The sequence below is a fragment of the Paraburkholderia sp. RL18-101-BIB-B genome, from assembly GCF_046026985.1.
In the GTDB taxonomy this organism is placed as follows: Bacteria; Pseudomonadota; Gammaproteobacteria; order Burkholderiales; family Burkholderiaceae; genus Paraburkholderia.
The window spans coordinates 1-832 of the sequence record NZ_JARESV010000169.1; the positions used below are offsets into that span (position 1 = coordinate 1).

At 59.5% G+C, this 832-nt stretch carries 1 protein-coding gene; it reads left to right on the forward strand.

Features of this window, described 5'->3' with window-relative positions; translation table 11 throughout:
- Positions 1 to 41: 41 nt before the first annotated feature.
- Positions 42 to 776 carry an IS6 family transposase gene (locus tag P0D73_RS46535; protein WP_408183767.1) on the forward strand — a complete coding sequence of 245 codons (735 nt, stop codon included), beginning with the start codon at positions 42 to 44 and terminating at the stop codon, positions 774 to 776.
- Positions 777 to 832 lie beyond the last annotated feature (56 nt).

The following is an 832-nucleotide window of genomic DNA, read 5'->3' on the forward strand; positions in this document are numbered from 1 at the left end:
GGCACTGTCACGTTGCAGAGACGGTCGGGTAAGATCGGGGGATGAAGAATGCAAAATCGCTTTACCGCGGTCATCGCTTTCCGGCGGCGGTCATCAGTTGCGCGGTTCGCTGGTATTTCAGGTTTCAGCTCAGCCTGCGTGATATCGAAGAACTGCTGTTCGAGCGCGGGGTTATCGTCAGCTACGAAACGGTCCGACGCTGGTGCGATAAGTTCGGTGCTGGCTTTGCACACTGTGTGAAAGCGGCGCGTCGCAGGCCCGGCACCACGTGGCACCTTGACGAAGTATTTGTGACGTTGCGCGGCGAGCCGTACCTGTTGTGGCGCGCCGTCGATCAACATGGTGCCGAACTCGATATCCTGCTTCAGAAGCGCCGCGACAAGGCTGCAGCAAAGCGGTTTTTCAAGCGCGTGCTTGCCTCGTGTGCTGAGGCACCGCGCAAGATCGTGACCGACCAGCTGCGCAGCTATCCGGCGGCGAAAGCCGAGATTCCCGAACTTGCCCACGTCAAGCACGTCTTCGTCAAAGCCAGCGCGCGCGTCAATAACCGGGCGGAAAACAGTCATCAGCCGACGCGCGAACGCGAGCAACGCATGCGCGGCTTCCGCGATCCTGAACGCACCCAGGCTTTCTTATCGAGCTTCGGTCCGATCCGGCAGCACTTCGCGCTCAAGCGACACTTAATACGCGCCTCACTCTATCGCAAACAGCTCGCCAAACGCTTTGCCGCCTGGCATCGTTTCACCGAGGCCACCCAAGATCCGTCCGTTTTCTGAACGAGCGTTTGTCCTCTCCGCTATTGCGCCGCGAACAATTTAACGTGACAGCGCCG

Coding starts and splice junctions, on each gene's coding strand:
- P0D73_RS46535 (WP_408183767.1), top strand. CDS start 42: ATGAAGAATGCAAAATCGCTTTACCGCGGTCATCGCTTTCCGGCGGCG.